The organism is Nocardioides sp. (assembly GCF_014360585.1).
GTDB lineage: Bacteria > Actinomycetota > Actinomycetes > Propionibacteriales > Nocardioidaceae > Nocardioides.
Map to the genome: position 1 here is coordinate 26,525 of NZ_JACIXG010000017.1, position 16,901 is coordinate 43,425.

Genomic DNA, 16,901 nt, shown 5'->3' on the forward strand with positions numbered 1-16,901 from the left:
GCCGCCACGTCCGTACCCTGGCGCTTGCGCAACGGGGGTGGTGGCGTGCTCCGGCTGACGCTGCGCAACCTCGCCGCGCACAAGGTGCGCCTGCTCATGTCGACCCTCGCGATCGTGCTGGGCGTGGCGTTCCTGGCCGGCGTACTCACCTTCTCCCACGGGCTGGACCGCACCTTCTCCGGGATCATCAGCGGCTCCACGCCCGACGCTCAGGTGCGCCCGGCCAACAGCGCCAGCGCCGCAGAGGCGGCCGCTCGCCCTGGCGCCGGCAGCGAGGCGATGCTGGAGCCGGAGGCCATCGAGAGGCTGCGTACGCTGCCGGAGATCGCCCGCGCCGATGGCGTCGTCCAGGGCACCGGGCTCTATGTGCTCGACACCGAGGACAAGCTGGTCAGCAGCTCCGGTGCGCCGACGCTGGCCTTCAACCACACCGGCTCCCGCAACCTGCTCGGCGAGCCGATGCTCGAGCTCGAGGAAGGAAGCTGGCCGAAGACCGAGAAGGAGCTCGTCCTCGACGGAGCGACCGCGGAGAGGGCCGGCTACCGGGTGGGTGACTCGGTCACCCTCATCGCGCCCCAGGGCGAGACCCGGCGCAAGGTCACCCTCACCGGCACCGCAGCCTTCAACGGCGGTGGCACCGCCGGCGCCCAGCTGCTCGTCTTCAGCACCGCGGGCGCGCAGAACCTGTTCACCGAGGGGAAGGACGTCTACGCCGCCGTCTCCCTGACCGCCGCCCCCGGCGTCAGCCAGAAGGAGCTGGTCGAGGCGGCGAACACAGTCGTCCCGGACGGCTTCGAGGCCGTCACCGGCGACAAGGTGGTCGCGGAGTCCGAGGACGCCATCGGCGACTTCCTCGACGTGATCTCGGTCTTCCTGATCGTCTTCGCGGTGATCGCGGTGATCGTCGGTGCCTTCATCATCGTCAACACGTTCTCGATCCTGATCGCGCAGCGCTCGCGTCAGCTGGCGCTGCTGCGCGCCCTGGGTGCCTCGCGGCGCCAGGTCACCGCCTCGGTGCTCTTCGAGGCGCTGGTGATGTCGCTGATCGCGGCCACCATCGGCGTCCTCGCCGGCTGGGGGCTCGCCCACGGCCTGGCCGCCGCCTTCCGCCAGGCCGGGCTCGAGATCGCCTCCGACGTCCTCGTCCTCACCCCGCGCACCATCTGGATCTCCTACGCCGTCGGCGTCCTCGTCACGCTCGCCGCAGCCCTGCTCCCCTCTCGCCGGGCGGCGAAGGTCCCGCCGGTGGCGGCCATGCGCGAGGACACCCAGCCGCCCGCCAGATCCACCGCCCTGCGTACGTCGGCGGGGCTCGTCCTGCTGGCCGCCGGTCTCGGGCTCGCGGCGATGCCACGGATCGGGATCCCCGAGATCAGTCTTCCCGGCGGCTTCGAGGTGCCCACGAGCCCGGCGCTGTGGGTCGGCGTCGGGGCCGGTGTCTCGATCCTCTCGGTCGCCTGGATCAGCGCGTTCCTGGGCCGTCCGGTGCTGGCGGCGCTGCGTACGCTGTCCGAGCTGGCCTTCGGGATGACCGGCAAGCTGGCCGGCCAGAACGCGATGCGCGACCCACGGCGCACCGGCGCCACCGCCTCCGCGCTGATGATCGGGCTCGCGCTGGTCTCCCTGATCGGGGTGCTCGCCGCCTCGATGAACGCCTCCGTCAGCGACGTCGTCGAGGAGGAGTTCAAGCCCGACCTGATCGTGCAGAGCCCGACCTACACCCCGTTCCCGGCCTCGATCGGCGACGAGATGGAGAAGGTGGAGGGCGTCGCCACCGTCTCCCGCGCCCAGGTGGCCCAGGCCGTCCTCGGCAAGGTGGATCTGCAGAATCCCAAGAAGAACGAGCCCGCGTTCCTCTTCGGCGTCGACGAGCACATGTCACGGATCTACGATCTGGACGCCCTCGAGGGCAGCGACGACGTCAAGCCCGGTCAGGTGCTGGTCACCGAGGAGACCGCGAAGGAACACAAGTGGCAGCTCGGCGACCGTATCGACCTCACCTTCCGCAGCGGCCGCCAGCTGCAGCCGCAGATCAGCGGGATCATCGCCGAGACCCAGGTCACCGGAGACATCACCGTGCGCATCGAGGACCTCGTCGAGGCGAAGGTGCCGCGTGAGGACGCCTCGCTCAGCATCCTGCTCGCCCGCGGCGCCGACCCGGCCGTGGTCCACGAGCGTCTCGACAAGCTCGTCGCGGACCGTCCGGTGGTCGCGGTGCAGGACAAGGAGGAGTTCGCCGAGTCGATCAAGGGGCAGGTAAACCAGCTGCTCTACATGATCTACGGCCTGCTCGCTCTGGCGATCGTGATCGCCGTGATCGGCATCGTCAACACCCTCGGACTCAGCGTCATCGAGCGTACGCGTGAGATCGGGCTGCTACGCGCCATCGGGCTCTCCCGCGGGCAGCTGCGCCGGATGATCACCCTGGAGTCGGTGACGATCGCGGTGCTCGGCGCGGTCCTCGGGCTCGCTCTCGGGGTGCTCTTCGGGGTGCTGCTGCGCGACGCGCTGCGCGACGACCTCACCAGCCTGTGGGTGCCGCTCGACCAGCTGGCCGCGTTCTTGGCGGTCGCCGTGGCCGTCGGCGTACTGGCCGCTCTCGTCCCGGCGATCCGGGCGGGGAGGCAAGACGTCCTCAAGGCCATCGCCACGGAGTAGCCTGCAGGGGTGAGCACCGAACGTCCTACCGACCTGCCCGAGCCCACCCTCCGCGTCAGCCCGCCGGAAACGGCCGCCGTCGGAATCTCGGGAGTGGTGCACTCGATGGAGTACGCACTGCGCGAGATGGGCCCCAAACGCAGCCTGCAGACCCTGCTCAAGGTCAACCAGGTCGGCGGCTTCGACTGCCCCTCGTGCGCTTGGCCGGACCCCGACCACCGCAAGGCGGCCGAGTTCTGCGAGAACGGCGCCAAGGCGGTGGCGTGGGAGGCCACCCGCAAGCGGGTCGACCGTTCCTTCTTCGCGGCCAACTCGGTCGCGTCGCTCGCCGAGCGCGACGACCACTGGCTGGAGGCGCAGGGCCGGCTGACCGAGCCGATGTACATCGCCCCGGGCGACACCCACTACTCCCCCATCACCTGGTCCGAGGCGATCTCGCTGATCGCCGACCGGATGCGCGCGACCGCGCCGGACCGCTCCGTCTTCTACACCTCCGGGCGGGCGTCCAACGAGGCCGCGTTCGCCTATCAGCTGCTCGCCCGCCAACTCGGCACCAACAACCTGCCCGACTGCTCCAACATGTGTCACGAGTCCAGCGGCACCGCGCTCGGCGAGGTCATCGGCATCGGCAAGGGCACGGTCTCCTACGACGACCTCGCTGAGCACTCCGACCTGATCCTCATCGTCGGCCAGAACCCCGGCACCAACCACCCCCGGATGCTGACCGCGCTCGAGTCCGCCAAGGAGAACGGCGCCAAGGTCGTCTCGGTCAACCCGCTCCTCGAGGCCGGGCTGGGACGGTTCCGCAACCCGCAGACCGTACGTGGCATCAGCGGTGTCGGAACCAAGCTCGCCGACGTCCACGTTCCTGTCCAGGTCAACGGCGATCTGGCGCTGTTCGCCGGGGTCAACAAGCTGCTCGTCGAGCACGACGCCATCGCGCACCCGTTCATCGAGAAGCACACCGACGGGTTCGAGGTCGCGGCGCAGGCGTGGGCTGCGATGGAGTGGGACGAGATCACCCGGCTCAGCGGCATCTCCCGCGAGGAGATCGAGTCGCTGACCGACCTGATCGAGAGCCGCGAGCGCATCATCGTCTGCTGGGCGATGGGCCTGACCCAGCACAAGAACTCGGTCGCCACGATCCGCGAGATCGCCTCGTTCCTGCTGCTGCGCGGCAACATCGGCAAGCCCGGCGCGGGTGCCTGCCCGGTCCGGGGCCACTCCAACGTGCAGGGCGACCGCACGATGGGCATCTGGGAGAAGCCGCCGGCGTGGTTCCTCGACGCCGTCCGCGACGAGTTCGGCATCACGCCGCCGCGGGAGGAGGGCTTCGACGTCGTCGCTGCGATCGAGGCGATGCGCGACGGCGCCGTCGACGTCTTCGTCGCCCTCGGCGGCAACTTCGCCGCGGCGACCCCCGACACCGCCGTCACCACCGCGGCGCTGGCCAACGTCGGGCTCACCGTCCAGATCTCGACCAAGCTCAACCGCAGCCATCTCCACCACGGCCGCGAGGGTCTGATCCTGCCCTGCCTGGGACGCACCGAGCGCGACGAGACCGGCGGCCGTGAGCAGTTCGTCACCGTCGAGGACTCGATGGGCATGGTCCACGCCTCCTACGGCCGGCTGCTGCCCGGCTCGAAGGAGCTGCGCAGCGAGGTCGGCATCATCTGCGCCATCGGCGAGGCCATGTTCGGCTCGTCGGAGGGCGTCGACTGGGCCGCGATGGGCAGCGACTACTCCAGGATCCGTCAGCACATCTCCGCGGTGATCCCCGGCTTCGAGGACTTCGAGACCCGGCTGAAGGCGCCCGGCGGCTTCGCCCTGCCCAACGGTCCGCGCGACTCCCGCACCTTCGACACCGCGACCGGGCGGGCCCGGGTCACCGCCAACCCGCTGACCGCGATCTCCGCTCCCCCCGGACACCTGCTGCTGCAGACGCTGCGCTCCCACGATCAGTTCAACACCACCGTCTACGGCTACGACGACCGCTACCGCGGCATCAAGGGCGGGCGCCATGTCGTCTTCGTGAACGCCGAGGATCTCCTCGAGCTCGGTATCGCCGACGGCGACACCGTCGACGTCGTCTCGGTCTGGACCGACGGCGAGCGCCGCGCCGAAGGCTTCCGCGTCGTCGCCTACGCCACCCCTCGAGGCTCCGCCGCGGCGTACTTCCCGGAGACGAACGTCCTCATCCCGCTCGACTCCTACGCCGACGGCAGCCGCACCCCGACCTCGAAGTCGGTCGTCGTGCGCCTCGACCCCCGCTGAGTCGGCTCATCCTGACCATAATCCTCGCCGAGTCGGCGCGTCATGACGCGCCGACTCGGCGCTGGATCACGTCGGTTTGCGCCGACTCGGCGCACGGGAATTACGTTGCCGGGGCCAGTGTTGATGCCTATCGTGATGCGCATGTTCCGCGTGGTTTCCGAGATCGACCTGTCAGGCATCGGCCTGACGGGCGCTCCCACGTGGGCTCCGTCAGTTGATTGCACCGGCGCTCGAGGCTGACCCTCCTCCTGATCTTCAGGACCCGCGGAGGAGGGTGGCCCGCACCGGCCCCCTCATCGCGGTGACAGCGCTGTGAGGGCTTGCCGGAGGGTCCTGGCTCACCCCGAAATCTTCTGACACACCTAGGAACTCTCATGGCCAAGAGCCAGTTCGTGCGGACCAAGCCGCACCTCAACATCGGGACGATGGGTCACGTCGACCACGGCAAGACGACGCTGACCGCCGCGATCACCAAGGTGCTCGCGGAGCGCGACCCGAGCGTGAACCGCTTCATCGCCTTCGACGGCATCGACCGTGCCCCGGAGGAGTTGCAGCGCGGGATCACGATCAACATCTCGCACGTCGAGTACGAGACCGCGTCCCGCCACTACGCGCACGTCGACATGCCCGGGCACGCCGACTACGTGAAGAACATGATCACCGGCGCCGCCCAGGTGGACGCCGCGATCCTGGTCGTCTCCGCGCAGGACGGCGCCATGCCGCAGACGCGCGAGCACGTGCTGCTCGCACGCCGGGTGGGCGTGCCGTACCTGGTCGTCGCGCTCAACAAGGCCGACATGGTCGACGACCCGGAGCTGCTCGACCTGGTCGAGCTGGAGGTCCGTGACCTCCTCTCCGAGTACGGGTTCCCGGGCGACGACGTGCCTGTCGTGCGGGTCTCCGGGCTGAAGGCGCTGGAGGGCGACCCGGAGTGGACCGTCGCGATCGGCGACCTGCTGGACGCGGTCGACGACTACGTGCCGGTGCCGGACCGCGCTCTCGGTGAGCCGTTCCTGATGCCGATCGAGAACGTGGTCACCATCACCGGCCGCGGCACGGTGGTCACCGGAGCTGTCGAGCGCGGGTCGCTGAAGGTCGGCGACGCGGTCGAGATCGTGGGTCTCGGCCCGACGATCACCACCACGGCGATCGGCATGGAGACGTTCGGCAAGTCGCTGGAGTCCGCTGACGCCGGCGACAACGCGGCCGTGCTGCTGCGTGGCATCAAGCGCGACGAGGTCCGTCGTGGCCAGGTCGTGGCTCTGCCGGGCAGCGTACGTCCGCACCGGAGGTTCCGGGCGAACCTGCACGCGCTGTCCACCGCCGAGGGCGGCCGGCACACTCCGTTCGCCGCCGACTACCGGCCGCAGTTCTACTTCCGGACCACGGACGTGCCCGGCGGGATCGACCTGGGTGAGGTCGCCCTGGTGATGCCCGGCGACACGATCGAGCTCGGGGTGGAGCTGGAGAAGCCGATCGCGATGAACGTCGGTCTCGGCTTCGCGGTCCGCGAAGGCGGTCACACCGTCGCCGCCGGCACCGTGACCGAGCTGCTCGACTAGAGCTGCTCGACTGACGATGGGGACGGCCCTCACCTGGTGGGGGCCGTCCCTCATCTCTCAGCTGCGGGGGCGCCAGCGCTTCCACAGCGCCTCGCCCTCGGCGCGGACCTTCCCTTCCCACTCCAGCCTGACCAGCGCGGTGATCTGGTCCTCGCTGGCGTCCTTGGTGGAGGCGACCAGCGTGATCGGCTCCTTGAGCGGAGCCGGCCGCCGGTAGCGTACGTCGAGCCCGGCCGTGACGTAGGCCAGCGACTCCCCCTCGGCGGGCATCCAGCCGTTGAGGAAGGCCTCCTGGTGCACCGCGGCGGCGCTGTGGCAGTCGAGCAGGGTCGCGATGACCCCTCCGTTGAGGAACCCACCGCCGTTGTCGTGCTGCGGCCACGGCTGGAAGGTCGCGGTCACGCTCCCGTCCAGCTGCGGATAGCTCTTGAGCCGGAGTCCCTCGGCGTTGGCCGGCCCGCACCCGAAGCAGGTCATCGTCGGCCACCACTCGTCCTGCAGCGCCATCATCTTCACCGCGCCACCATAACCATCTCCCCGGCCGGTCAGCCGATCCCGGTCTTGAAGCCCTCCCGCCAGCGGATAGCCGACGGCGCCCTGCTGGTCCGGGCCCAGCCGGTCGAGGCTCTACCCGTCCAGGAGCGTACGCAGCGATTGGTCGACCAACGGCCGCCCCAGCGCTCCCTCCGCGAGCGCTTCGCCCAGGGCGGTGACCGAGTCCAGGGCGCCGACGAGACCGACGAGCTCGCCGACCTCCTCCCCTATCTCGACCGGGGTGGTCGAGGCGACCGGACGGTCGAGCAGCAGCGGGCAGTCGACCGGACCGCCCTCGGGCTCCGGGTGGTTCAGAGCGGCGACCCAGCACCCGATCTCGAAGCGTAGCGGCGCGCTCGGCCCGGCCCCCTGAGCGCGCAGGTCGATGTACCAGACGATGTCGTCGCGCTTGGGGTCGCCGAGCCGGTGATGACCCTTGCGCAGCGGCATGCCACCGGCCTTGAACGCCTTCGCCGCCGCGGTCCGGGCTGCCTTCTGGTCCATCGGTGCTGTCCCGGTCCTAGAAGTCGAGATCGGTCTCGGAGAGCTGACCGCCCCCGGCGACGATGAACTCCTTGCGCGGTGCCACCTCTGAGCCCATCAGCAGGTCGAAGACCGCAGCGGCCGCGTCGGCGTCGTCCAACGTCAGCCGGCGAAGCGTACGGTGGCGCGGATCCATCGTGGTCTCGGCCAGTTGGTCGGCGTCCATCTCACCCAGACCCTTGTAGCGCTGCACCGGGTCCTTCCAGGAGACGTTCTTCTTCTTCAGCTCGGCGAGCCTCCGCTGCAGCTCCTGGTCGGAGTAGGTGTAGATGTACTTGTCCATCCCCTTCTTGGGGTTGGAGATCTCGATCCGGTGCAGCGGCGGGACCGCGGTGTAGACCTTGCCCGCCGCGATCAGCTCGGGCATGTACTTGAAGAACAGAGTCGCCAGCAGCGTACGGATGTGGGCGCCGTCGGAGTCGGCGTCGGCCATGAAGATGATCTTGCCGTAGCGCGCCGCGTCCAGGTCGAAGCCGCGACCGGTGCCGGTCCCGACCACCTGGATGATCGAGGAGCACTCGGCGTTCTTCAGCATGTCGCCGACCGAGGCCTTCTGGACGTTGAGGATCTTGCCGCGGATCGGCAGCAGCGCCTGGAACTCGGAGTTGCGGGCCACCTTGGCGGTGCCGAGCGCGGAGTCACCCTCGACGATGAACAGCTCGGCGCGGTCGTCGGTGGTGCGGCAGTCGGCAAGCTTGGAGGGCAGCGCGGAGGACTCCAGCGCGTTCTTGCGCCGCTGGTTCTCCTTCTGCTGACGCAGCGAGAGGCGGGTCTTGGAGGCGGAGTAGACCTTCTCCATCACCAGCTTGGCCTGCTGCTTCTGCGCACCGCGCGAGTCGACGAGGAACTTCTTCATCTCCGCGGCCACGACCTTGCGCACCACGCTGCGAGCGGCCGGGGTGCCGAGGATCTCCTTGGTCTGCCCCTCGAACTGCGGCTCGGCCAGACGCACCGTCACCACCGAGGTCAGCCCCTCGAGGACGTCCTCCTTGACGATGTCCTTGTCGTTGACCTTGAGCACCTTGGCGGCGCGCATGGCGTCGTTGAACGTCTTCGTCATCGCGTTCTCGAAGCCGCTGACGTGGGTGCCGCCCTTCGGGGTGGCGATCACGTTGACGAAGGAACGGATCTCGGTGTCGTAGCCGCTGCCCCACCGCACCGCGATGTCGACGCCGAGCTCGCGCTCGACGTCCTGCGGGGTCATGTGACCGGCGTCGTCGAGCATCGGCACGGTCTCGGTGAAGGTGTCCGAACCCTGCAGGCGGAGTACGCCGCTGACCGGCTCGTCCTTGGCCAGGAAGTCGACGAACTCGGCGATGCCGCCGTCGTGGCGGAACTTCTCCTCGAGCGGGCCCTCGTTGCCGGACCCGGACAGGTCACGGATGACCAGCTCGAGGCCGGGGACGATGAAGCTGGTCTGCCGGGCGCGGCCGAGCAGCCCCTCGAGCTCGAAGCGCGCGTCCTTGGTGAAGATCTGCTTGTCCGGCCAGAACCGGATCCGGGTGCCGGTCTTGCCCTTCGCGACCCGCTTGCCCTTGCGGGTAAGGCCGCTCTGCGGCGTGAAGCCGGCGGTCGGGCCGTCGCCGTCGAAGATGCCGGGCACACCACGGCGGAACGACAGGCCCTGCTGGGCCGGCGAGCGGTCCACGTCGATGTCCATCCGGCTGGAGAGCGCGTTGACGACCGAGAGACCGACACCGTGCAGACCGCCGGTGGCGTTGTAGGAGCCGCCACCGAACTTTCCGCCCGCGTGCAGCTTGGTCGCGACCACCTCGACGCCGGGGAGACCGGTGCGGGGCTCCTTGTCGGTCGGGATGCCGCGGCCGTCGTCGTAGACCTCCACCGAGCCGTCGGGGTGCATCGTGACCTCGACGTGATGGGCGTAGCCGGCCAGCGCCTCGTCGACGCCGTTGTCGATGATCTCCCACAGGCAGTGCATGAGGCCGCGGGTATCCGTCGAGCCGATGTACATACCGGGACGCTTGCGAACCGCCTCCAGGCCCTCGAGGACGAGGAGGTGCGCGGCGTTGTAGGTGTTGTCAGAGATGATCGGCTCCTGGCTGTACTGCGTAACTGCGCTGTTTCTCGGTGCAGCTGCGTGGGGGGGTTGCTCAGATGAAATCTACCGTGCGACACGCCCGGCTCTCACGCAGGCACGCGGCAACGGGCCGGTGCGCCGTCGAGCGGCACATCTACGTTGTGACCGGTCCGTTACGCGGAACTTGCGGGTTTCGATGCACGAAATGGTCGGTCGACAGGTAAGAATGTCTCTCACGGACAGCGATGTCCCGCGGGGTAGGTTCCGACCCGGATCCCCGACTTGGAGCGACAACTGCAAGGATTAGAGGTGCGGCGGCGATAAGAGTCCGCGAAGAGACGCTAGCGACCTAGGGAATCTTCCAAGGCTCACGTACGTTATCCCGGCGCAACCATGATTCAGAAATGAGGCCGATGTGACCACTGCCGTTGCCACCAGCTCGCCGCTCACGTCCGAGGACCGTTGCGACCGGTGCGGAGCGCAGGCCTACGTACGCGCGGAGCTCCACTCCGGCGGCGAACTCCTGTTCTGCGCTCATCACGCCCGCGAGCACGGTGAGAAGCTCAAGGAGATCGCGAGCTCCATCATCGACGAGACCCACAAGCTCACCGAGAAGAGCTGACCCGCCCACCAACTCGTGCGAAGGCCCGGACCACCATGGTCCGGGCCTTTGGCTTACCTCGCCCGATCACAGGGCTAGGGTTCGCTCCGTGAGTCCCGTCCCTGAATCCATCGTCGTTGGCATCGTCGCGCTGGTCATCGCCTTCGGCATCGCTGGCATCATCGTCCCGGTCCTGCCAGGGGGTGCGCTGCTCGTCGCCGCCGCCATCCTCGGCTGGGCCATCTGGCTGGGAGAGTCCGCCGGTTGGGTGGTCTTCGGTATCGCCGCCGCCTTCATCGCCATCGGGCTGATCACCAAGTACGCCATCCCCGGCAAGCATCTCAAGGACTCCGGGATGCCGCTGTCCACCCAGATCGCCGGCGGGATCCTCGCCATCATCGGCTTCTTCGTGATCCCGGTCGTCGGCGTCTTCATCGGCTTCCCCATCGGCGTCTTCCTGGCCGAGCTGCGCCGCCACGGCGGCAACGCGGGCGACGCCTGGGCCTCCACCTGGACCGCCCTGAAGGCCGTCGGCCTGTTCATCCTGATCGACGCCCTCGCCGCCACCCTCGCCACCATCACCTGGGTCGTCGGCCTGTTCCTGACCTAGGTTCGTCGGTCGAGCCGTGAGCGTCAGCGAGCGTGTCGAGACCAACACAGTAGGTGGCCGTGTTGGTCTCGACACGCCTCCGCCTAGCGGCTCCGGCGGCTCGACCAGCGGTGCTGGCGTTCAGCCGTCGGTGACGGTCACGTCGTCGGCCATGACGTACGCGATCCGGTGGTTGAACCAGATCTGGTAGTAGGTCGTGTCGCCGCTGATCACGATGCAGTCGGGTACGCCGTTGACCGCGGCGCAGTTGAAGTTGTTCGCCTTGTAGTAGTCGGTCGGGACGTCGGCGTCGGCCAGGACGTACTGCTGACCGGCGGGGATGGTGTACTGCAGCGGCGCGATCGTCCGCGGCGTCACTCCTGCGGGGTAGTCACTGGCCTTCGTGGGGTAGGCGGTGCCGTAGATCTTGGCGGCGACGCCGGCCTTCGGGGTCACGACCTTGCCGTCGGAGGGCAGGAGTACGGCTTCGGGGTTCTGGATCCACCCCTGCTTGCCGCCGAACCAGATCCCCCACCAGTCCGAGCGGGTCCGGTCGTTGACGACGACCTTCTGCCCGGCAGCGAGGCGAGGGCCCCAGTTGGACACCCTGGCGGAGCCACCGACGACGGTGTCCGGCAGCAGCGGGGCCGTGGTGGACGGCTCGGAGTAGACGTTGACGAAGTTGGTGCCTCGGTCGCTCGGACACGGGACGCCTGCCCCCGTGCAGCCGGTCATCACGTTGCCGGTGTTGGTGTCGAAGTCCGGGTTGACGGTCCAGATCTGGCTGCGCGAGTGCCGGTCGGGCTTGATCGGCGAGCGGAGCAGGTCGAAGTAGTGGCTCCAGTCCCAGTAGGGGCCCGGGTCCCAGTGCATGCCGGCGACGTTGGCCGGCGCGACACCCTGGATCTGGTCGTGGCCGATGATGTGGGCCCGGTCCAGCGGGACGTCGTACTTGGCGGCCAGGTAGCCGACGAGGGAGGCCGAGGTCTGGTACATCGCCTCGGTGTACCACGCACCGTTGGCCGCGTAGCCCTCGTGCTCGAGCCCGATCGAGTGGCTGTTGACGTACCAGTTTCCGGCGTGCCAGCCGATGTTCTTGCCAGGGATGTGGTGGGCGACGTGGCCGTCGACGGAGCGCAGCGTGTAGTGCCAGCCGAGGTACGTCGGGTCCTGGACCAGTCTCACGGTGCCGTTGTAGGAGGTCTCGGTGTCGTGGATGATGATGTAGTCGATCGAGCCTTCCTCGGGCCGGTTGCCGAGGTCGTGGTTGCCGTAGTCGCCGATCGTGTCGCCGGTCTGCGCATACGGCGCCGGCAGCGACTCGCAGCCGAGCGTCGCCGGACACTCAGGCTCCTCGGCGGTCGAGCCTGTCGAGGAGTCGGCGAGGTCGAGCCGTCCGATCGCCTCCTTGCTGACCCCGACCGGCTTGGCCGCCAAGGTGACCCGATGGCCGTCGTTGGTCGTACGCGACTCCCCCGCGCTCAGGGTCGCGAAGACCTGGCGGGCGAACTGGAGCGCGGTCGCCTCGTCGGCGGCTCCGCTGTAGCGGCCGACCGCGGCACTCCAGTCGGCCAGAGTGTCGGCCCCGCCCACGGCCTCCTGGTAGTCGGCCAGCACTGCGGCACCGCCGCAGATGTTGGCGACCGCGTCCTCGCGCAGGTCGGCGACCGGGATCCCGGTGATGTCGTTGGCCGTACGCAGCGTCTCGACCTCACCCAGCCTGATCGCCTCCTCACGCTGGTGCGGGGTGCGCTCCTGGTGGGAGCCGTCGCCCTTCCCGAGCGGGTCTGGGTGGGCCTCGGTGTGCTCCGCCAGCGCGGGTAGGTCGGTGAGGTGCATCGGGCCGTAGCCGCCAGATGTGCTCGGGGCCTCGCCATGGGCATCCCAGCGCGACTCCATGTAGGAGACCGCCAGCAGCACCTCGGCGGGCACCCCGCTGGTCTCGGCTGCTCGGTCGAAGACGGCCTGCCGGTCGGTGGAGCCTTCCAGACAGGCCTTCCAGTCGGGCTCGGAGGCCGACGCCACCGCGGTGATCGGCACCGCAGCGAACAAGCCTGCGATCAGGGCTCCGGCCGCGACCAGCACGGGCCGGCGTGGACGTGAGAGACGCATAGGCACGAGAAACCTCCCAGGACAGGAATCTGACGCGTGCAACCTAGCGGAGTCCGCAGTTGTTACGGACGAGTCTGCAGAAATGGCGAACGCCCTCCCAGATATCCGGGAAGGCGTTCGGTGGGACTAACGGGGTTCAGTCGAGATAGTCACGCAGCACTTGCGAACGCGACGGGTGTCGCAGCTTCGACATCGTCTTGGACTCGATCTGACGGATGCGCTCGCGGGTGACCCCGTAGACCTTGCCGATCTCGTCTAAAGTCTTCGGCTGGCCGTCGGTCAGGCCGAAGCGCATGCTCACCACGCCGGCCTCGCGCTCGGAGAGCGTGTCGAGGACCGCGTGCAGCTGCTCCTGGAGCAGAGTGAACGAGACGGCGTCGGCCGGGACGATCGCCTCGGAGTCCTCGATCAGGTCGCCGAACTCGGAGTCGCCGTCCTCACCCAGCGGGGTGTGCAGCGAGATCGGCTCGCGACCGTACTTCTGGACCTCGATGACCTTCTCGGGGGTCATGTCGAGCTCCTTGGCGAGCTCCTCCGGGGTGGGCTCGCGGCCCAAGTCCTGGAGCATCTGACGCTGGACACGAGCCAGCTTGTTGATGACCTCGACCATGTGCACCGGGATACGGATGGTGCGGGCCTGGTCGGCCATCGCACGGGTGATGGCCTGGCGGATCCACCACGTCGCGTAGGTCGAGAACTTGTAGCCCTTGGTGTAGTCGAACTTCTCGACCGCACGGATCAGACCGAGGTTGCCCTCCTGGATCAGGTCGAGGAAGAGCATGCCGCGGCCGGTGTAGCGCTTGGCCAGCGAGACGACCAGACGCAGGTTGGCCTCGAGGAGGTGGTTCTTGGCGCGCTTGCCGTCCTCGGCGATCCACTCGAGCTCGTCGAGGATCTTCGGGGTGATCTTGCCGCCCTTGCCGAGCTTCTCCTCCGCGAAGAGGCCGGCCTCGATCCGCTTGGCGAGCTCGACCTCCATCTCGGCGTTGAGCAGCGGGACCTTGCCGATCTGCTTCAGGTAGTCCTTGACCGGGTCGGCGGTCGCACCGGCGACCATGACGGTCTGCTCGGGCTCGTCGGTGTCGTCGGAGGTCGAGACGACGAAGCTCTGCTTCGAAGCCTCCTTCTCGTCCTCCTTGATCGTCGGATCGGCGACGACGTCCTTCTCGAACTGCTCGTCGGGGATGTCGGGCAGCACCTTCTTGCCGTCGGGGCCGACCGGGACGACGACCGGGACGTCCGTCTCGGTCTCCGAGTCCTCGACCACGATGTCGTCGACATCGACCTCGACGTCCTCGAGGATGATCTCCTCGCCGTCCTCGTCGATCTCTGTCGTCTTCTTGGGCTCGGGCACGTCGGACTTCTTCGCCGCGGCCTTCTTGGCCGGCTTCTCAGCCTCGGCCTTCTTGGCGGCAGCCTTCTTCGCCGGCGCCTTGGCCGTGGTCGTCTTGCGGGTCGAGGTCGTCGCCGCCGCGGCACGGCTGGTCACCGCGGTGCCGAGGTCCACCGAGATGCCGAGCGTGCTCAGGTGGCCGAGCAGCGCCTTGAGGTGTCTGGGCTCGACCGCGGCGTCCTCGCTGGCCTGGCGGACCTGATCTGGGCTCACCCGTCCAGTCGGCTTGGCCTGGTCGATCAGTGCCTTCACGGCAGGGTGGGCGAGTACCTCAGCGGGTATCTTGCGCGCGTTCGAGGACACGAACACCTCTCCGTCGAACTTGGTCGAGACTTATCAAAAACTCAGTTTGGGCGCGGCAGGGCCCGGGGTCGTCAAGAGCCGCAGATTCATTCTGCCACGGTGATGGTGAACAGTCCCCATCCGGGGCGCGTTTCCGCCAGTGACTCATTCGGATGCTTTGGCTGCGGCCTTCTTCTGCTGTTTGTAGTCACGCACCTTCTGCAACGAGTCAACGTCGACGACGTCAGCCACAGAACGGTAACCATCCAGCGAGTAGTCCCCGACGGCCTCTTCCCAGCCCTCGGGTCGCACTCCCAGCTGCTTGGCCAGCAGCGAGACGAAGATCTGCGCCTTCTGCTTCCCGAAGCCCGGAAGCGCCTGGACCCGCTTGAGCAGGTCCTTGCCGCTGCTGGCCTCGGTCCACAGCCGGGTGACGTCGCCGCCGTACTCGTTGGTGACGATGGTCGCGATCCCCTGCACCTTCGCCGACATCGAGCCGGGGAACCGGTGGATCGCCGGCGGGGTCGAGGCGACCGTCTTGAACTCGTCGGGATCCATCTCGGCGATCTTGGCAGGATCCAGATGGCCCAGGCGGGTCACCAGCTTGTGACCGCCCTTGAACGCATCCTCCATCCGATACTGCTGATCGAGGGCCATGCCCAGCAACAGCGCGAACGGATCCTCGGAGAGCAGCTTGTCAGCGGCCTCGTCGCCGGTGATTTTGAGCGAAGGCATGAGAGCCATCTTGCCTCATCCGGCAACACATCATGAGGTCATACCTGTGGATAGCGGGTCGCGCCGATCGGGCATCCGTTGCACTCTGGGTCCATGGCCTCCACCTCTGTCATGTCCGCCGTATCCGAGACGAGCGTCGAAGGACTGCACGAGCCGCTCTCGCCGGTGCTCGAGAAACGACTGAGACGCGCGGTGCTCGACCACACCGCCAGCGAGCACCGGCGCTCATTCCTCGCGCTCGTGCATCTCGGCATCCCGGGCGGCAAGGAGGTCGTCCACGCCCATCGCGAGGACGAGCCCACGGATCAGTGGCTTCGTGCCGACATCATCCACAGCATGCGGCGCCGGGTCGGCGTACCCGACCCGATCGTGTGGCTGACCCGCGCCGGCGACCTGCAGGTCGAGGACGTCGACCTCCGCTGGCTCGCCGCCGCCCGGCAGGCGTTCCGCGAGATCCGGACACCCCTGACGTACGTCGTCGTGACCCGCAACGCGTGGGTCGATCCGCGCTCGGGGCTGGCCCGCCGGTGGAAGCGGCTGCGCTACCGCAACGACTAGGACACGTCCGGCTGCCCCAGCGCCTCCTCCCAGGCGGCCGGCGCGACCGCCCCGTCGAGCATCTGCGCAACCAGCACCCCGAGGCCATGGTGACGCTCGCTCGCGAAGCAGCGGTCGAGAGCACACCAGGCGAGCGCGCCGTCGCCTCCCAACCAGGCCGCGAAGGCCAGCACCGCCGCGGGGTGGGCGACGTGTCCGTCGGGGCTGCGGCGTACGACATCGGTCCACAGGCGCACGTGGGCGTTGGCCTCATCGCGGGTCATCCCGCCCCAGGCGGCATCACGTGCCTGCGGGTCACGCAGCGCAAGCAGCAGGGAGGCGACCTGACCGGCCGAGAGCACCGTCCCGGCGACCGCGTCGTCGACCAGACGGCCGACCTCGTAGAGCTTCATCGGCGGGGCCTCACTCAGAGCCGCTTCGGTCTCGGCGACGGCCGCGGGGACGGCAGCGATGGAGGTGGCCAGCTCGGTGCGGGAGCGGCGCACCAGGTGGCCGTCGTAGACCGCCTGGGCGAGGATCGGGTGCACGTCGACATCGAAGGGCACACCGTCGGCGGGGACGTCATGGAACCCGAGCGGGTCGAACCACCGCCCACCCTGGACCCGCAGGCAGCCGATCAGGTCGATCTCGCTCTCGGCGAGCCTCTCGGCCAGACGGCGAGCGAGCTTCGCGCCGAAGCGCGGACCGCTGTCGTAGAGGACGAGCAGGACACCGCGTACCTGATGGCGGATCGCGGGCAGGAGGAGACTGTCGAGACAGACCTCGACCTCGTCGGGAGGCGGCAGGTCGATCCGGCCGTGGACCTGGTGGACACCGCCGAACGTCAGCATGACGATCGACTTCTCGGGCTGGAACCCGAGCAGGACAGGGACTGCCGCCAAGACGTCCTCGGGGCGGGCGATGGAGAGTTTCGTGGTCATACCGACCACACTCCCCGCGACCCACCGACAGTTTCTTCGTCAATAGCCGGGCCTGTGGACAACCTCGTCCCCAGTCGCACGTGTGGACGGTCAACGGCCCGA

General features: G+C 68.5%; 13 protein-coding genes. 6 read left to right on the top strand and 7 right to left on the bottom strand.

From position 1 onward, the window contains the following. Positions 1-24 precede the first annotated feature (24 nt). The 3 genes from H5T77_RS07980 to tuf all read left to right on the top strand — a co-directional run bounded on the left by H5T77_RS07980 (position 25) and on the right by tuf (position 6,494). Complete coding sequence (locus H5T77_RS07980) at positions 25-2,658, top strand: ABC transporter permease (protein WP_292647347.1); 2,634 nt, start codon at positions 25-27, stop codon at positions 2,656-2,658. A gap of 9 nt (positions 2,659-2,667) precedes the next feature. Further along, a complete protein-coding gene (locus H5T77_RS07985) occupies positions 2,668-4,932 on the top strand; it encodes an FdhF/YdeP family oxidoreductase (RefSeq protein WP_292647348.1) in 2,265 nt (754 codons plus the stop codon). A gap of 374 nt (positions 4,933-5,306) precedes the next feature. Next, positions 5,307-6,494 (top strand): elongation factor Tu, encoded by a 1,188-nt coding sequence (tuf, locus tag H5T77_RS07990; protein WP_292647350.1) that lies wholly within the window; start codon positions 5,307-5,309, stop codon positions 6,492-6,494. 57 nt (positions 6,495-6,551) lie between these two features. Here the strand turns inward: tuf and H5T77_RS07995 are convergent, their stop codons facing one another. The 3 genes from H5T77_RS07995 to H5T77_RS08005 form a co-directional block, all read right to left on the bottom strand. Next, complete coding sequence (locus tag H5T77_RS07995) at positions 6,552-7,004, bottom strand: PaaI family thioesterase (protein WP_292647432.1); 453 nt, start codon at positions 7,002-7,004, stop codon at positions 6,552-6,554. A 117-nt stretch (positions 7,005-7,121) separates the two neighbouring features. Further along, the gene (locus H5T77_RS08000; protein ID WP_292647353.1) at positions 7,122-7,532 is read right to left on the bottom strand and encodes a hypothetical protein; all 411 of its coding nucleotides are present in this window, start codon (positions 7,530-7,532) and stop codon (positions 7,122-7,124) included. Positions 7,533-7,548: 16 nt separating this feature from the next. Continuing rightward, positions 7,549-9,543, bottom strand: coding sequence for a DNA gyrase/topoisomerase IV subunit B (locus H5T77_RS08005; protein ID WP_292647356.1), 1,995 nt, complete (start codon positions 9,541-9,543; stop codon positions 7,549-7,551). A 481-nt stretch (positions 9,544-10,024) separates the two neighbouring features. Here H5T77_RS08005 and H5T77_RS08010 point away from each other — a divergent pair, with 481 nt between their 5' ends. Together H5T77_RS08010 and H5T77_RS08015 are read left to right on the top strand one after the other, a co-directional pair. After that, on the top strand, positions 10,025-10,231 hold the full coding sequence (locus H5T77_RS08010; protein WP_179657270.1) for a DUF7455 domain-containing protein: 207 nt from the start codon (positions 10,025-10,027) through the stop codon (positions 10,229-10,231). Between the two features lie 88 nt (positions 10,232-10,319). Continuing rightward, positions 10,320-10,820: a DUF456 domain-containing protein gene (locus tag H5T77_RS08015; RefSeq protein ID WP_292647363.1), complete on the top strand. Its 501-nt coding sequence runs from the start codon at positions 10,320-10,322 to the stop codon at positions 10,818-10,820. A gap of 120 nt (positions 10,821-10,940) precedes the next feature. On the opposite strand, the gene H5T77_RS08020 is transcribed toward H5T77_RS08015, so the two are convergent. The 3 genes from H5T77_RS08020 to H5T77_RS08030 all read right to left on the bottom strand — a co-directional run bounded on the left by H5T77_RS08020 (position 10,941) and on the right by H5T77_RS08030 (position 15,330). Then, on the bottom strand, positions 10,941-12,911 hold the full coding sequence (locus H5T77_RS08020; RefSeq protein ID WP_292647365.1) for an N-acetylmuramoyl-L-alanine amidase: 1,971 nt from the start codon (positions 12,909-12,911) through the stop codon (positions 10,941-10,943). A 136-nt stretch (positions 12,912-13,047) separates the two neighbouring features. Continuing rightward, positions 13,048-14,418, bottom strand: coding sequence for an RNA polymerase sigma factor (locus H5T77_RS08025; protein ID WP_472850341.1), 1,371 nt, complete (start codon positions 14,416-14,418; stop codon positions 13,048-13,050). 333 nt (positions 14,419-14,751) lie between these two features. Next, on the bottom strand, positions 14,752-15,330 hold the full coding sequence (locus H5T77_RS08030; protein WP_292647368.1) for an HhH-GPD-type base excision DNA repair protein: 579 nt from the start codon (positions 15,328-15,330) through the stop codon (positions 14,752-14,754). Between the two features lie 84 nt (positions 15,331-15,414). Between H5T77_RS08030 and H5T77_RS08035 the strand changes: the two genes are divergently transcribed. Further along, positions 15,415-15,879: a hypothetical protein gene (locus H5T77_RS08035; RefSeq protein ID WP_292647371.1), complete on the top strand. Its 465-nt coding sequence runs from the start codon at positions 15,415-15,417 to the stop codon at positions 15,877-15,879. On the opposite strand, the gene H5T77_RS08040 is transcribed toward H5T77_RS08035, so the two are convergent. Then, a complete protein-coding gene (locus H5T77_RS08040; protein ID WP_292647373.1) occupies positions 15,876-16,799 on the bottom strand; it encodes a DUF4192 domain-containing protein in 924 nt (307 codons plus the stop codon). The genes H5T77_RS08035 and H5T77_RS08040 overlap by 4 nt on opposite strands. Positions 16,800-16,901 lie beyond the last annotated feature (102 nt).

Excerpts from the sequence above, each read along its gene's own strand:
- tuf (WP_292647350.1), top strand. The coding sequence starts at position 5,307 with ATGGCCAAGAGCCAGTTCGTGCGGACCAAGCCGCACCTCAACATCGGG.
- H5T77_RS07995 (WP_292647432.1), bottom strand. The coding sequence starts at position 7,004 with ATGATGGCGCTGCAGGACGAGTGGTGGCCGACGATGACCTGCTTCGGG.
- H5T77_RS08000 (WP_292647353.1), bottom strand. The coding sequence starts at position 7,532 with ATGGACCAGAAGGCAGCCCGGACCGCGGCGGCGAAGGCGTTCAAGGCC.
- H5T77_RS08005 (WP_292647356.1), bottom strand. The coding sequence starts at position 9,543 with ATGTACATCGGCTCGACGGATACCCGCGGCCTCATGCACTGCCTGTGG.
- H5T77_RS08020 (WP_292647365.1), bottom strand. The coding sequence starts at position 12,911 with ATGCGTCTCTCACGTCCACGCCGGCCCGTGCTGGTCGCGGCCGGAGCC.
- H5T77_RS08030 (WP_292647368.1), bottom strand. The coding sequence starts at position 15,330 with ATGGCTCTCATGCCTTCGCTCAAAATCACCGGCGACGAGGCCGCTGAC.
- H5T77_RS08035 (WP_292647371.1), top strand. The coding sequence starts at position 15,415 with ATGGCCTCCACCTCTGTCATGTCCGCCGTATCCGAGACGAGCGTCGAA.
- H5T77_RS08040 (WP_292647373.1), bottom strand. The coding sequence starts at position 16,799 with ATGACCACGAAACTCTCCATCGCCCGCCCCGAGGACGTCTTGGCGGCA.